At 60.2% G+C, this 13569-nt stretch carries 14 protein-coding genes; 4 read left to right on the forward strand and 10 right to left on the reverse strand.

All coding sequences use genetic code 11. The features are described 5' to 3' along the window. Positions 1-61: 61 nt before the first annotated feature. From IDT60_RS12460 to galE, 8 genes are all read right to left on the reverse strand, one after another. Positions 62-466, reverse strand: coding sequence for a pilus assembly protein TadG-related protein (locus tag IDT60_RS12460; protein ID WP_164206088.1), 405 nt, complete (start codon positions 464-466; stop codon positions 62-64). A gap of 47 nt (positions 467-513) precedes the next feature. Beyond that, positions 514-1062 carry a hypothetical protein gene (locus IDT60_RS12465; protein WP_370590684.1) on the reverse strand — a complete coding sequence of 183 codons (549 nt, stop codon included), beginning with the start codon at positions 1060-1062 and terminating at the stop codon, positions 514-516. Then, on the reverse strand, positions 1043-1426 hold the full coding sequence (locus IDT60_RS12470) for a TadE/TadG family type IV pilus assembly protein (RefSeq protein WP_191079298.1): 384 nt from the start codon (positions 1424-1426) through the stop codon (positions 1043-1045). The genes IDT60_RS12465 and IDT60_RS12470 overlap by 20 nt, the downstream gene beginning before the upstream one ends. Positions 1427-1429: 3 nt before the next feature. Continuing rightward, positions 1430-1639, reverse strand: a complete 210-nt coding sequence (locus IDT60_RS12475; RefSeq protein WP_348272261.1) for a hypothetical protein — start codon at positions 1637-1639, stop codon at positions 1430-1432. Between the two features lie 160 nt (positions 1640-1799). Further along, a complete protein-coding gene (locus tag IDT60_RS12480) occupies positions 1800-2741 on the reverse strand; it encodes a type II secretion system F family protein (RefSeq protein ID WP_191079299.1) in 942 nt (313 codons plus the stop codon). After that, positions 2738-3592: a type II secretion system F family protein gene (locus IDT60_RS12485; RefSeq protein WP_191079300.1), complete on the reverse strand. Its 855-nt coding sequence runs from the start codon at positions 3590-3592 to the stop codon at positions 2738-2740. Before IDT60_RS12485 ends, IDT60_RS12480 begins: the two co-directional genes overlap by 4 nt. Beyond that, positions 3592-4815, reverse strand: coding sequence for a CpaF family protein (locus tag IDT60_RS12490; RefSeq protein WP_164198890.1), 1224 nt, complete (start codon positions 4813-4815; stop codon positions 3592-3594). Before IDT60_RS12490 ends, IDT60_RS12485 begins: the two co-directional genes overlap by 1 nt. A gap of 156 nt (positions 4816-4971) precedes the next feature. Further along, complete coding sequence (gene galE, locus IDT60_RS12495; RefSeq protein ID WP_191079301.1) at positions 4972-5988, reverse strand: UDP-glucose 4-epimerase GalE; 1017 nt, start codon at positions 5986-5988, stop codon at positions 4972-4974. Between the two features lie 580 nt (positions 5989-6568). Between galE and IDT60_RS12500 the strand changes: the two genes are divergently transcribed. The 3 genes from IDT60_RS12500 to IDT60_RS12510 all read left to right on the forward strand — a co-directional run bounded on the left by IDT60_RS12500 (position 6569) and on the right by IDT60_RS12510 (position 10839). Further along, positions 6569-8683 carry a GH25 family lysozyme gene (locus tag IDT60_RS12500; protein ID WP_191079302.1) on the forward strand — a complete coding sequence of 705 codons (2115 nt, stop codon included), beginning with the start codon at positions 6569-6571 and terminating at the stop codon, positions 8681-8683. A 130-nt stretch (positions 8684-8813) separates the two neighbouring features. Next, a complete protein-coding gene (locus tag IDT60_RS12505; protein WP_191079303.1) occupies positions 8814-9620 on the forward strand; it encodes a glycosyltransferase in 807 nt (268 codons plus the stop codon). A 4-nt stretch (positions 9621-9624) separates the two neighbouring features. Further along, positions 9625-10839: a lipopolysaccharide biosynthesis protein gene (locus IDT60_RS12510; RefSeq protein WP_191079304.1), complete on the forward strand. Its 1215-nt coding sequence runs from the start codon at positions 9625-9627 to the stop codon at positions 10837-10839. Positions 10840-11041: 202 nt separating this feature from the next. Here the strand turns inward: IDT60_RS12510 and IDT60_RS12515 are convergent, their stop codons facing one another. Both IDT60_RS12515 and IDT60_RS12520 read right to left on the reverse strand, forming a co-directional pair. After that, on the reverse strand, positions 11042-11422 hold the full coding sequence (locus IDT60_RS12515; RefSeq protein WP_164198879.1) for a DUF2304 domain-containing protein: 381 nt from the start codon (positions 11420-11422) through the stop codon (positions 11042-11044). 16 nt (positions 11423-11438) lie between these two features. Continuing rightward, a complete protein-coding gene (locus IDT60_RS12520; RefSeq protein ID WP_164198877.1) occupies positions 11439-12077 on the reverse strand; it encodes a glycosyltransferase family 2 protein in 639 nt (212 codons plus the stop codon). A gap of 84 nt (positions 12078-12161) precedes the next feature. On the opposite strand from IDT60_RS12520, the gene IDT60_RS12525 reads away from it, so the two are divergent. Continuing rightward, complete coding sequence (locus tag IDT60_RS12525; RefSeq protein ID WP_191079305.1) at positions 12162-13430, forward strand: glycosyltransferase family 4 protein; 1269 nt, start codon at positions 12162-12164, stop codon at positions 13428-13430. Positions 13431-13569 lie beyond the last annotated feature (139 nt).

Here is a 13569-nt window from a genome sequence, read left to right on the forward strand (position 1 = left end):
TGCCCAGTGGCCGCCGTCCAGCGTCCGCCAGTCAGCGGGCGCCGACAATAGGTGCGCCCGGTCAGCGGGTGAGCCTCGACCGTGCGGTGGACGCTGCTTCGATCCTGATTCCGTCCGGCACCACGAAGTTCACCACGGGCGGGTGGACCACCGAGCTGAGAACCACCACTGCGGTTGATCCGTCCGGGCTGCCGGTGGCCCCAGTTACTGACAAGCCATCGAACCGGGCCGACGACGGGCTCCTCGCGACGAAGTCGGCCGCAACGTTGCGGACTCGCTCGGACCCCAGGACAGCGGAAGGACTCCCGCCCTCCCCCGCGACTTCCCCCAAGGTGTAGCTGTCAGCGGCCGCCAGCGAGGCGCCGTCGGCCAGCGACAACAGCCTCTTGTGCTCGAGGTAGACGCTGGAGATGCCGATGACCACCGTGACCACCAGCAGGGCAAGCAGCGCGAAGCCAATGATCATCACAGTCACCTGGCCTTCTTCTGAGGGCTGGCCGGGGCGTCCGGCCCTCACCGAAACCTGCCTACCAGCTGCGTAGAGGACGCCTCAACTTCGCTGGCCCGCAGCGTGAAGTCTTCGTTAAAGGGGACGAACGGCAACTGAATGGTCAGATTCACAGTGACGGTAATGGCCGTTCCCGCGGCTTGGCAGTCAGCAGGATCGCAGCGAGTAGAGACCCGGGCCGCGCTGGCGCCATGGCCGAAGTCGGCAAGCGCGATCAGGGTGGCTTGCTCGGCGGCTGCCTGGCCCGTCGCTGCATCCGGCTGGGCAACAAAAACCTTCGCAGCCTGATCAGCAGCGCCCACCACCGCGAAGGATCCGCCCTGGATCTGGCCCACGGTGATGATGAAATACACAAGCGGGACCAACAGAAGCAGCGCCAGGAACGTGAATTCGACGACGGCGCTTCCTCGTTCCCGGTGCTCCGTTGCACGGCGGCCCGTTTCCTGGGGCTCCATGCAGAGGGCCTCGTGCAGCCGGTATTTGAGCCGGGCCCTGAGTCTGGGAGTGGCCCTCACGTAGCCGGTACTGAAGGTGTTATGGCTGTATGGCGGCATGGCCCTTCACCTCCAGTAAATCCCGTGGCCCGATGAGCCCGATAACGGGCATGGGTGACTTGATGGTTACTTCCAGCGTGCGCAGTCCCTGAAAAGTCACTTCGTTGGTGCTGATGTCCTGGGCGAACTCTGCGGTTAGAGCAGTCCCGATGAGTGCTGCGGCGCGTTCTTCCGCATCCGGGGCGCCCCGATCGGCCAGCGTTCCGTAGCGCGCGCCGGACGCTGCAGCATCAATGAGTGTATTGCGGACATGCAGGACCAGTGTGAGCTGGATGATGGCCAGGAAGAACATCGTGAGGAGTCCGCCCACGAGAACGAAGTCCACCACCGCAGAGCCTCGTTCTTCGCCGCGCCAACCCGGCATGCCCTAGCTTCCCACCTTGTCCATGGCCTGGTTGAACATCGTTTCGAGGGCCGGTCCGGCGAGCGCCAGCAATGCTGCAACGAGTACGGCCGACATCAGGGTAATCATCACCCAGCCGGGGACATCGCCTCGTTCCGGGTGATCCGCGACGCTTGTAGGGGCCGGTGCGTTACGGCCGTCCGGAAGAGGAGGTCCGGATCGCTTCCGTCCAATTCCTCTCGGTATGGCAGCGCTGGCACTGAACAGCAGCCCCGGCAGCACGATGAGGAGAAGCATGCCGCTCCAAGTTCCCAATTTTTTCATCTTTCAGTCCCATTCAGTGAGTGATGCGTATTGAATTGTTGGCTAGCTGACCGGTTAGGGATGCCCATGGCTACAGCCCCAGACTGATCGCCGCGATCCCGGGGAACACCGCGAAGACCACAGTCAGCGGAAGGACGCCGAAGACCAAAGGAACCATCATGGCGATTTCCTTCTTACCTGCCGATTCCATCAGGTCCCGTTTGGCAGTGTCCCGGACGTCCTGGGCTTGTGCCCTCAGGACGTCTGACAGGGGCGTTCCTCGTTCAACGGCCACGATAATTCCGTCAACAAACCTGACCAGCGGGCCGAGGTCTGTCCGGGCCGAGAACTCCTGAAGGGCTTCCACCAAGGGCTTTCCAGCCCTGGTTTCAGCAAGGATTTTTGAAAACTCCTTGGCCAGTTCGCCGTTCGCGCTGCGGCAGACCCGGTCCAGCGCACCCGTGGCACTTTCGCCCGCGCCGACAGCCAGTGCCATCAGTTCTGCAAGGCTGGGAAACTCCGCCATCATGTGGGACTCCCGTTTGCTGATCTGGACGCCAAGCCAGAAGTCCCGGAAGAGAAAGCCTCCGAGGGCGCTGCCGAGAACCGCCACGACTGCGAGAAATGGACTGAATCGGCCGGCAGCCGCGCTCAGCATCACGAGCGCCAGCGAAAAGGTGAACCCCGCCGCCGACCAAAGCAGCTGCTCTGCCCGGAAATCCAAGGGTGATTTATTGATCCCCGCCTGCGCCAGCCTGCGGGTCAGTGCTTTTGACCCAAGGTTCAATCTGCCGAGGGCGGTGAGGCCGTCGTGAAGCAGCGGACGCACTATGCGTTCCAAGGGCCCGAATGGGGTGGCATTGTGCCCGCTGGCGCGTAACAGCCTGGATTCCAGGTTTTGCGATTTCAGCTGCGGTTCAATGCGTTCGATGAAAGTGAGGGGACGCATAAATGGCAACCGGACGAAGGTCAGCCACAGGCCAATGCCGAGGACGACGCCGCAAACAATCGCGGCTGCAGACATGCCGTTCATCGCAGCACTCTCTCGTCCTTGGGAAGGGCACCGATGCGCAGCATGATGGAGTAACAAATTAGGGACACAACGAGACCGCCCACCAGGACGCCGGCTCCCATAGGCGTGTTGTATGCGTTCACGGCCTCGGGCCGGGTGGCCAAAAGAAGCATCACAATCCAGGGAGCCGCAACGGCCAAGCGGGCGGCGTTGACCGTCCAGGATTGTCGGGCTTCCAGTTCGCTGCGGGTCCGGGCGTTTTCGCGAAGGAATTCCGCGAGCGTGCCGAGGAGTTTGCCCAGGTCCGAGCCGCCAACCTCGCGGGTAAGTCTGAGCGCCTCGACGATCCGGTCTGCCACCGGATCGGCCAGTCGGTCCTTGAGCTTGTTGAGGGACGCATCAAACTGGCCTCCGGCCCGGTAGTCAGCGCCGAAGTCGCGGAAGACGTGCCGGAGCTCCTCAGGGCCCTTCTCCCCCAGCTGGATCAGGGCCTCCGGCAAAGACAGGCCTGCGCGGATGGCGGACCGCAGGTGATCAACTACGTCCGGCCAGAGCTGGCGCAGCACCGCTGTCCTCCGGTTGGACCGCCACCGGACGATGCTGATGGGAAGCCAGGCGCCGAACAGCCCGAAGCAGAGGGACATTGGCCATGACCCGCTGACGACAAAGAAAATGAGCGCCACAAAAACGCCAAGGCCCAGGCAGGAGGCCACGAGACCAGTTGCCGTGACTTTTTCAATTCCAGCGGATGCGAGCAGGTCCTCGAGGCGGTTGGCCTTGGGGCGGCGTTTCCCGGCGGCGGGCTTTTCCCAGAACGACCACCAGATGAGGAACAGGCCCGTCCCGGCGAATACCCCGAACAGCGGCGCCATCAGCGCGGCTCCAACAGAGCCGCGACGTCGTACCCTGCCCTGGCAAACTTCTCCGCCGCCGGCATGGAGTTGACACGCGGCTGCAGTTGACCGTCCGCCATTGCGAAGACCATGGAGGACTCGATGATGCCGTTTTCCACGCGCCGGCCGAGGGAGAGGATCTCAGTGACCTGCCTGCGGCCGTTGGCGTGCCGGCTGCAGTGAACCACAAGATCGATGCACGATGCCACTGTGGGCACGACAAAGGCGGACGAGATGTTTTCGCCAGCGAGCAACGGCAGGGTGCAGATCTTCGTGACAGCATCGTGGGCCGAGTTTGCGTGGACGGTGCACATCCCGGGAAGACCACTATTTAAGGCGATGAGCATGTCCAGGCTTTCGGCTTCCCGGACCTCTCCTACGACGAGACGGTCCGGGCGCATCCTGAGCGCTTCCTTCACCAGCCGGCGGAGCGGAATCTCTCCTTCGCCCTCAAGGTTCGGCTGCCTGCATTGAAGGCCCACCACATCCCGGAGCGGAAACTGGAGTTCGAAAATCTCTTCGACCGTGATGACCCGTTCCCGGCTGCCGATGCTCGCGGCCAGGCAGTTGAGCATGGTGGTCTTGCCCGCCTGGGTGGCCCCAGAAACGAGGATATTCAGTCCGCTGGAAACGGCGGCGCCCAGAAACCTGGCAGATTGCGGCGTCAGAGTGCCCAGCTCCACCAGGTGTTCCAGCCGGCTGGCCTTCACCACGAACTTGCGGATGTTCACAGCCCAGTGGCGGCGGGTGACATCCGGGATGACGACGTGGAGCCTCGAGCCGTCCGGCAAGGCGGCGTCCACAAAAGGCGAGGACATGTCGAGACGTCGGCCTGAGCTCTTGAGCATTCGCTCGACCAGGTCGCGCACCTGTTGATCCGTGAGGCTTAGGGAGGTCAGTTCCGATTCGCCGTTGCGGGCCACATAGATTTCGTTCGGCGCGTTAATCCAAACTTCCTCGATGGTGGGATCGTCCAACAGCGGCTGAAGCATGCCGAACCCGGCAACAGCGTCAAAGACAAACCTGCGTGCAGCGTCCAGCGGCCCGATCGGAGGCAGGGGTCCCATCAAGGCTCGCTCGTCGTAATCGCTGACGGCCGCCTCCACCAGGCGGCGGACCTCGCCAGCCTGACGCAACGGATCCAAGCCCTGACGGCGGATCAGCTCGCGGACTTCGTCTTCCACGATGTGCACGGCGTCCATAAGTTCCCCAATACAACTGCCGCCCCCGGTGGAGGCAGTTCAACTGGGATACAGCCTAGGGAGCGTACGGCATGCAGCCAAGTCAAATGTTGGGGGTTGTGGATAACAATTGCGGACACAGGGCCCGTTTTGTTAGGTCTCGAACCCGCGCTGGACTTAGCTGGTCCCGTAACCCAGTGGGTTTGAATCCTGCCAACGCCAGTGGTCTTCGCACATTTGCCGCAAATCTCGTCTAGCCGCCCAACTCAAATCTGCCAACGCCGCTGACGGATCGGCATAGCTAACCGCAGCATCACCAGGTCGGCGAGCGGCAATTTCGAAGGGTATAGGCCTCCCAACGACGGCTTCAAAGGCTTCTATGACTTCCAAAACCGACGACCCTTTACCCGTGCCAAGGTTCCATCGGAAGACGCCTTTTTTGTTGGCCAAGTAGCCAAGTGCGGCCAAGTGACCGGCCGCCAAGTCCATGACATGGATGTAATCGCGGACACCAGTACCATCGGCCGTGGGGTAGTCGTTTCCGAAGACCAGAACTTTCTCTCGGCGACCCACAGCGACCTGTGCAACAAACGGTAGGAGGTTGTTGGGGATGCCAATGGGGTCTTCGCCAATCAAGCCGGATTCGTGCGCACCCACGGGATTGAAGTAACGGAGCAAGGCGATGCTCCAGCTCGAATCAGCGGCCCCCAAGTCGGAAAGGATGTCCTCGATCTGTTCCTTCGTGCGGCCATAGGGGTTCGTGGCATCCAAGGGCGCTTTTTCGATGAGCGGAACCTCTTCGGAGGCGCCGTACACGGTGGCCGAGGAGCTGAATACCAACTGACGGACGCCATGAGCTTCCATGCAGTGCAACAAGTTGAGCGTTCCCACAACATTGTTCTGGTAGTACCAGAGCGGCTTTTCGACCGACTCCCCGACTGCCTTCAGCCCGGCGAAGTGGATCACTGCCTCGAAGCCACACTCGGCAAAAAGTTTGTCGACGGCCTCAGCATTAAGAAGGTCCAGTTTTCGGAAGTCGACAGTCCTTCCTGTCAGCTGCTCGACTCTCCGTAATGACTCAGGGTTCGAATTCATTAAATTATCGAGCACGACTACGTCGTGTCCCTCTTCGAGGAGACAGAGTGTCGTGTGCGAACCTATGTAGCCGGCGCCGCCGGTAACCAATACCTTCATGCCTGACAGCTTATGAGCATCCATGTAACTCCGCGAAAAGCAGCGGCAGTTGCGACGAGGCAGCCTCGGGCCACAACGAATCAGGGGACATGTACAAGCAGTTCACATTCGCCACACCCGAAACTCTGGTTGCAGCAGACACTGCAGTGTTAGGGTAAGGCGCATTAAGGTCTCGATATACCAGTTCAGTGTCTCCTGGACTGCAACCCCCCCAGCGATGCACTGACGGCAGCGTCTCACTGTCCCCGGAGTAAAAATGAAGCGGAAATCCTCGCCCCAGCACCGTCCCCTCTTTCAGCTCGTGGGGACGGCAGTCCTGGCTGCCGCTCTCGTGGCCGGCCCCGGTCTGACGGGCGCAGCCTTCGCAGTTGAATCTGGCCCTCTTCCAACACCGGATTCTACGGCCACAGCATCATCTGGCTCCGCTTCGGAAGTAGCTATGGCGGTGCCCGGTCAGGAAGCAACCACAACCGCGCCCGTTCCGACAACGCCTACCACCGCAGCTCCGTCGCCGTCCGTTGCACAAAGTACGGTAACAACCCCGGCACCAAACACGGACTCCGACGCGGCTAAAGAAGCCATGGCCGAGGCCGTGGGCGAAGGCGGCGCACAGATGGGACAGCGCTCCGCCCGGGTAACGGCTGCGGCCCCGTCGGCCAGCCTGAATATGGGCACCACGGAGGCCATGTCCACCGAAGGAACCTGGATGCCGACATTCGGCATCCAGGGAATGGATGTGAGCAGCCACCAGACCAGCGTGAACTGGCAGCAGCAGTGGAACATGGGGGCCAGGTTCGCCTATGTGAAAGCGAGTGAAGGCAATTACTACACCAGCCCCACCTACAGCTCGCAGTATCAAGGCGCACGTAATGTTGGCATGATCAGAGGGGCGTATCATTTCGCTATCCCGAACTGGTCCTCCGGCGCCGATCAGGCACGCTACTTCGTTCAAAACGGTGGGGGCTGGACGGGCGACGGATACACGTTGCCCCCCGTGTTGGACTTTGAGTTCAACCCCTACGAGGGCCGGACTATCAACGGCTTCTATTTCGGCAATACCTGCTATGGGATGTCGCCGGCGCAACTGACATCCTGGGTCCGGGATTTCGGGAATGCGATGCTTTCCATGACCGGGCGGTTGCCCGCCATTTATACCAATACCTCATGGTGGCGGCAATGTCTCGGGGATCCTACAGGATTCGGGGACTACCCCCTGTGGGTCGCTGCCTACCCAAGCTCGCCGACCAACAATGCCGGACCAGTGCCGTCCAGTTGGGGCGACTACAGTATCTGGCAATACAGCAGCACCGGCCCGCTGGCCGGTGATTCGAATGTTTGGAATGGGAGCTACGCTGGGCTGAAGAGTTTCGCCTCCGGACACGCTGTGAATCAGCAAAGCGCGATTGGGTCTGCATGGGCAGAAGCTGGCGGCGGCGACGGCAGACTCGGTTACCCGATAACCAACGAAATCTGCGGCCTCACCGGAGGCGGCTGCTACCAGGCTTTTGAAGGCGGGACAATCCACTACTCACCCACGTCTGGGGCATTTGCCTCATGGGGTAGTATCCGCGCGGCATGGGGAACCGCCGGCTACGAAAAGGGCAAACTCGGGTACCCGGTCACCAACGAAATCTGCGGCCTCACCGGAGGCGGCTGCTACCAGGGCTTCCAAGGCGGCACCATCCACTACGCCCCCGGCACAGGCGCATTTTCCACGACCGGCCCCATCCGAGCCACCTGGGGCACCCTCGGCTACGAAAAGGGCAAACTCGGGTACCCGGTCACCAACGAAATCTGCCGCCTCACCGGAGGCGGCTGCTACCAGGGCTTCCAAGGCGGCACCATCCACTACGCCCCCGGCGTCGGCGCCTACGCCACCTGGGGCGGCATCCGAGCCACCTGGGGCACCCTCGGCTACGAAAAGGGCAAACTCGGGTACCCGGTCACCAACGAAATCTGCGGCCTCACCGGAGGCGGCTGCTACCAGGGCTTCCAAGGCGGCACCATCCACTACGCCCCCGGCGTCGGCGCCTACGCCACCTGGGGCGGCACCCGAGCCACCTGGGGCACCCTCGGCTACGAAAAGGGCAAACTCGGGTACCCGGTCACCAACGAAATCTGCGGCCTCACCGGAGGCGGCTGCTACCAGGGCTTCCAAGGCGGCACCATCCACTACGCCCCCGGCGTCGGCGCCTACGCCACCTGGGGCGGCATCCGAGCCACCTGGGGCACCCTCGGCTACGAAAAGGGCAAACTCGGGTACCCGGTCACCAACGAAATCTGCGGCCTCACCGGAGGCGGCTGCTACCAGGGCTTCCAAGGCGGCACCATCCACTACGCCCCCGGCGTCGGCGCCTACGCCACCTGGGGCGGCATCCGAGCCACCTGGGGCACCCTCGGCTACGAAAAGGGCAAACTCGGGTACCCGGTCACCAACGAAATCTGCGGCCTCACCGGAGGCGGCTGCTACCAGGGCTTCCAAGGCGGCACCATCCACTACGCCCCCGGCGTCGGCGCCTACGCCACCTGGGGCGGCATCCGAGCCACCTGGGGCACCCTCGGCTACGAAAACGGCAGACTCGGATACCCTGCGGAAAACCCCCGCTGCCAGTCGACCAGTTCCGAATGCGCCCAGAACTTCCAGCACGGCGCAGTTAGCCTGACGACTGCGGGCACAACCGTTTCGTACAGGTGAGCGTCGTCGAGTAGCCTTAGGTGCATTCCGGATTCACCCCTTCCGTCGTCTGCACGGGATTGCCTGAGCGCCATCGCGTTCCCGAATGGTTGACGCACGCATGACTCGACCACAGCAAGGACCCACCTACATGACTGACTTGCCCGCGCCCCTTGTGTCGGCTGTGGTACCCACTATCCGGTTGGACACATGGTTCGACGAGGCTCTGCACTCACTGCTTGGTCAAGAGGGTATTAACCTTCAACTCATAGTTATTCTTGACGGAGTTGGGGATCATGATCATCACCCGTGGATGGACGACCCCCGAGTCACGATTTTGAGCAACGAGCACCGGCTTGGGGTTGGGCGGACCCTTAGGAAGGCGATGGAACATGCTGAGGGTGAATTCGTCGCAAGACTTGATGCAGACGATGTTGCAAAGCCAGGCCGTCTGGCGAAACAGGCCAACTATCTGGCAAGTCACCCAGATACCGTGGCCGTTTCGGCCCGCACGGAGCTGATAAACGGCCAAGGTGCCGTAATCGGTGAATTACCCTTCGCCTCGGGCCCTGACGTACGCCCAGCCCTTCTGCTTCAAAATGTCGTAGTCCAATCCGCCGTAATGTTCCGTCAGGGTGATTATCGTGCGGTCGGCGGCTACGAACCCATGCGCCAAATGGAGGATTATCACTTGTGGCTGCGCCTCGCGCAAAGGGGAAAGATTGCGATCCTGCCCGACGTCCTCGCGCAGTACCGTGTTCATGAGACGCAACTAAGCCTTGGAGCAAAGCCCTTTGGTGAGCACATCGTCAAAGTATTGAACGAGCGTCGCAACCTGCGTAGGAGCCTGGGCACATCCGCGTTAGCGGGAATGACGAAGGACTTAATCTGGGCCGGAGTTCAATATTTACGCTATTACGTTCTCGTGCCGGCTAAGCGGCGCTTGCGTAAAGCCTGAAACCATGCTGAAAAATACTATCTGGCTCACTCTAGCCCTAGCTTTTCGCAGTCTCGGACAAGCAGGATTGCTTATTGTATTCGCCCGCTTTGGTTCTGCGGACCTTCTGGGCGAATACACGCTTGCACTGGCGATTACCGCACCGGTCTTTGTCTTTTGTGAATTTGGTCTCCGGACCGTCTACCTCACACACCGGGGAAGCCAATCGTTTAGCACCTACCTCAAGGTGCGGATGGCGACACTAACCCTTGCAACATTACTGACCTTGGCGATCGGCACCCTCTTCTCACCAGGCATGACGGCAATCCTCCTTCTCGTCAGCCTCCTAAGGGTGGCTGACTCCTTTGGCGAACTGTACTCAGCCCCGCTCCAGCGCCACGGCTCGTTAGCCACCATCCTCATCGCATTTGGCATCAATGCTGCCATGACGATTGGCCTTGGCCTATTAGTTCTGATAATTACCGGCAACCTATTGCTGGTAATCGCAACGCTTACTCTCGTCTCAAGTGCCACGACACTCTTCCTCATGAAGGTCCCTACGGATAGGCTTCTCCGATCCAAGGAGGTGAAGCGTGAAACACCTGAATGGAAATCAGAATACCTTCCGGTCATCACGGCGGGTTTGCCGACCGGCATTTCCTGGGGGCTACTTTCGCTGCTGTCCTCAATCCCCCAGTATTTTCTTGCCGCCTACTTCTCCCAAATCGAAGTTGGATATTTCGCGGTCATTCTGTACGTCGTTGTGGTTGTAGAAATCTTCATGAACGCAGTCAGCCAATCATGGATCCCTGCAGCCAAGAATCTCTTTTTAGAACCCGCGTCCTTCTTCCGTAAGGTTATGAGGACTGCAGGAGTTTGGACTGCCGGATTTATCCCAGTTTCGGCAGTAGTTTGCGCGGCAGCGTACATCATGCTCCCCATTGTTTTCGGCGAAAGATTCAGCATCCATTGGCCGGAGGTAATTCCTCTTTACGGGTCCCTGCTGATCCTGCCATTGGTTTTTTTCTCGGCCATGGCCTTGAACGTCGCGAACAATTACTTCGTTGCTCTTTCCACTAGCATACTGGCAGCAGCTATTTCGGCTGGGGTTGCACTTCTGACTATCCCAGGGACGGGGGTTCCGGGCGCGCTCTGGGTCTGCTTTGCGTCCCTCGCCAGTCGCGCAGTGCTGTCCCTGGCAGCACTGGCCCTCACAACTCGCCGGCGTATCCCGGTCTGAGTATGCTGCCGCGTACTTCCGCGGCGTTTGCGCCTTCTAACCGAGGCCATCCCACGTCAATTCGCGCGCGCACTGTCTTCACCTGATATCGGGGCTACAAAACAGTCATAGTGGGAGTACTTCGCGCGCAACTTCCGTCGCTGCGACTACCGGCCTTGTTAAATGCTCATTCGTCAGCGGGAACGAGCACCAAGCCCGAACTTTAGTCGTCCCGATTCAAGTGCAAGCCTCCACTGACACCTTGGGAATCCGGACGAGGAACCTCGTCAATCGCTAGACGCCGGGCGAGCTTGGTCAGGGAGATCTCCATGTGACGGAATCTTTGGTATGTCGTTGACATGAAAACCAACACTGTAACAATGGTTCCGTACAGAACCAGATCGGTGCCCCGACCGACGCCGAAGAAGTTTGCGACGCTAGAGAGCATGGTGGGGAAGAAAATCGAGAGAACCGCAACTATCGCAAACACGATCAGCAGCATTCGCCTAATGGCGAGATGCCGGGCGTTGGATCCGCCCCGCATCAACGCCAAAGAGACAATGATAACCGCAAGGACAAGGGCAATCTGGACGACGATCAGCATGTCGGAGACCTCACTACTACTTGAAGAACAGTTCGAAGACGATGTTGACGGCGTTAAGCAGGGATTGGCCCTTGGCCTTGGAATAATCTGTATAAATGATCTCAACGGGGTGTTCCACATACCGGGGGCGCATCTTCGCCAATTGGTGCACAAGTTCCGACGCATGGGCCATGCGGTTCTGAGTGAGGTGAATTCGGCCAGCCACGGACGGGCTGATTGCTCGAAGCCCATTATGTGCATCGGTTAGATCCATGCCCGTCGACAAGCGGGACTGAATGGCCGCGGTCCGGAGCACTAGACGCTTGGCAGGGGACAACTTAGTCCGCTTATCCAAGAAACGGGAGCCCAGTACGATTTCCGCCTCGCCGCTGCGAATCCGTTCGACCATGGCTTTCGCATCCTCGATACGATGCTGACCATCGGCGTCAAACGTTACTATGCAGTCCAACTCTGGGTCCTGAAGAACGAATTCGAACCCGGTTTGAAGTGCCGCGCCCTGTCCTAGATTTATCGGGTGCTGAACAACCACAGCACCAGCGGCCCTCGCAGCATCCTGCGATCCGTCGGAGCTGCCGTCGTCAATGCAGACAACGTTGGGGAACTCCTTCCGGAGCTCCGCCACTACACCGCCTACGACGGAAGCTTCGTTGTACATAGGGATAACGAACCAAGTGCGACTCACAAGAGTCCAGTATTCCATATGCACGGACATCAACTTCCGACGTCGACACCAAGCGCTATGATTGGCACACTTATGCCCGGCACATCGGGCCGTCGCCAAGTCCATGCGACGGCGGCGAGCAGCCCCAAGAGAAAGCTGCAAGACACGTTGACTGCCACTACTCCTCCTGTCCCCGAGTCCACACGCCATATTGCCTTCGTCGTAAACAATTACCTTCCCAATGTCGGAGGCGTCGAGTTCCACGTTGCCGCATTGGCGAAGCATCTCGCCGCGTTGGGAATTCGGGTCACCGTCTTCGCCCTCGACAACAACACACCGTCAGAACCGTTTGCCAACCCCAAAGTTGTTCGTCTCAAGTGCTCACCAGCCGTTGGGGGCGTTCTTGCTTGGCCTTGGCCCGGCACTACGAGTAAAATACGGCGCGAGTTGACTGAGAGACATGTCACGGCCATCTCCACACATACGCGGTTCTTTCCGATGTCTATGATTGGTGTTCGCCTTGCAAGACGTCTTGGCATTCCCTCCCTCCACACCGAACACGGTTCAGCTGCCGTAAGAGGGGTTTCGCCGCTCGTGGCGATGGCCAGCAATATGATCGACAAGACAATGGGCAGGATCGTCCTCCGCGGGGCCACGGAAGTTCTTTGTATTTCCGAAGGGTCAAAAGAGTTTGTTAAGGAACTCGCAGGCGTGACAGGTCAGGTATTCCATAATGCCATCGACACAGGCTCCTTCTATAAAAAGCCAAGCCAGGAAACTGCTGTCTCCGACAGACCGGAGCAGCGCAGGAAGCTGGTTTATGTCGGACGGATCGTGCCAGGCAAAGGATGGGACGTCGCTCTGTCAACGGCCGAGACTCTCGCCTCCGACTACCCAGACATTCAACTGCATCTCGTCGGGGATGGCTCGGACATGGCCACACTGGAAGCGAGGGCCGCAACCTCAATTCTTGGCGACAGGCTTGTCATCCACGGTCGGCAAGAGACGGATCGGATTGCTGACCTGCTCCGCGGCAGCGTATTCCTAAATCCCACAACCCTTTCTGAGGGCTTCCAGACGACTTTGCTCGAGGCTGTCGCTGCCGGGGCCGCAATCGTCAGCACTCCGATCGGCGCGGCGCGCTATCTGCTGGATTCGGGAGCGGATATCCGCCTTGCTCCGGTCGACGATTCCCATGCATGGAACGCGCACGTCAGGAAGGCGCTGAACGCGCCCGTAGTGCAGCCCGCCCGCGAACTTGTGGAGTCTTTCGATTGGAATCAGCGTGCCGTCGAGTACCTGAAGATCACAGAGAGCTGCACGCAGGCAGCCCACAGCCCTAAGTGACCATTGACAGGCTTGGCTGACGGCCACCGCGTCGGGTCTGTCGACGTGAGACTTTGCTATGGTGGCAGAGCCTGTGTACTCCCTCCGCGTGGTCGCTTCCTGCCGTCCGCGGTGCCGGGGTTTCGTCGTGGACTACTCC

It is taken from the genome of Pseudarthrobacter sp. BIM B-2242 (genome assembly GCF_014764445.1).
In the GTDB taxonomy this organism is placed as follows: domain Bacteria; phylum Actinomycetota; class Actinomycetes; order Actinomycetales; family Micrococcaceae; genus Arthrobacter; species Arthrobacter luteus_A.

Bases quoted from the DNA above. Each gene is read 5' to 3' on its own strand.
- IDT60_RS12460 (WP_164206088.1), bottom strand. From the start codon at position 466: ATGATCATTGGCTTCGCGCTGCTTGCCCTGCTGGTGGTCACGGTGGTC.
- IDT60_RS12465 (WP_370590684.1), bottom strand. From the start codon at position 1,062: ATGCCGCCATACAGCCATAACACCTTCAGTACCGGCTACGTGAGGGCC.
- IDT60_RS12470 (WP_191079298.1), bottom strand. From the start codon at position 1,426: ATGCCGGGTTGGCGCGGCGAAGAACGAGGCTCTGCGGTGGTGGACTTC.
- IDT60_RS12480 (WP_191079299.1), bottom strand. From the start codon at position 2,741: ATGAACGGCATGTCTGCAGCCGCGATTGTTTGCGGCGTCGTCCTCGGC.
- IDT60_RS12485 (WP_191079300.1), bottom strand. From the start codon at position 3,592: ATGGCGCCGCTGTTCGGGGTATTCGCCGGGACGGGCCTGTTCCTCATC.
- IDT60_RS12490 (WP_164198890.1), bottom strand. From the start codon at position 4,815: ATGGACGCCGTGCACATCGTGGAAGACGAAGTCCGCGAGCTGATCCGC.
- galE (WP_191079301.1), bottom strand. From the start codon at position 5,988: ATGAAGGTATTGGTTACCGGCGGCGCCGGCTACATAGGTTCGCACACG.
- IDT60_RS12500 (WP_191079302.1), top strand. From the start codon at position 6,569: ATGGCCGAGGCCGTGGGCGAAGGCGGCGCACAGATGGGACAGCGCTCC.
- IDT60_RS12505 (WP_191079303.1), top strand. From the start codon at position 8,814: ATGACTGACTTGCCCGCGCCCCTTGTGTCGGCTGTGGTACCCACTATC.
- IDT60_RS12510 (WP_191079304.1), top strand. From the start codon at position 9,625: ATGCTGAAAAATACTATCTGGCTCACTCTAGCCCTAGCTTTTCGCAGT.
- IDT60_RS12515 (WP_164198879.1), bottom strand. From the start codon at position 11,422: ATGCTGATCGTCGTCCAGATTGCCCTTGTCCTTGCGGTTATCATTGTC.
- IDT60_RS12520 (WP_164198877.1), bottom strand. From the start codon at position 12,077: ATGTACAACGAAGCTTCCGTCGTAGGCGGTGTAGTGGCGGAGCTCCGG.
- IDT60_RS12525 (WP_191079305.1), top strand. From the start codon at position 12,162: ATGATTGGCACACTTATGCCCGGCACATCGGGCCGTCGCCAAGTCCAT.